Genomic DNA, 309 nt, shown 5'->3' on the forward strand with positions numbered 1-309 from the left:
CGGAGGCCGGACGGTCGTCGACGATGCGCCACTCGATGCCGTCCCAGCCCTGCTCGGCGAGCGTCTGCGCGGCCTGTGACGGGGTCCAGTCGGGGGTGGAGGCGGTGAACACGGAGAACTTCATCGGGTGGCTCCTTCTGCTGCGTGTGCGCCGACGACGGGGACGACGTCGTCGTACGCGCCCTCGATCACGTCGTCGATCCGGACGGGCTTGCCGAGCGTCGCGCTGACGTAGAGGCCGCGGACGGTGGCGAGGGACACGAGGGCCGCGTCGACCGTGACGCCGGGTTCGCGGCCGTCGCGGATCGC

General features: G+C 72.2%; 2 pseudogenes. Both read right to left on the reverse strand.

Going from position 1 to position 309, the window contains the following annotated elements:
- Nucleotides 1-124 (reverse strand): annotated as a pseudogene (locus BIV03_RS20165) (sugar phosphate isomerase/epimerase); the annotation flags it as partial.
- Nucleotides 121-309, reverse strand: a pseudogene (locus tag BIV03_RS16750) (gfo/Idh/MocA family oxidoreductase); the annotation flags it as partial. The pseudogenes BIV03_RS16750 and BIV03_RS20165, both read right to left, overlap by 4 nt.

Origin of the sequence: Curtobacterium sp. MCBA15_016, from assembly GCF_001865105.1 — a bacterium.
Taxonomy (GTDB): domain Bacteria; phylum Actinomycetota; class Actinomycetes; order Actinomycetales; family Microbacteriaceae; genus Curtobacterium.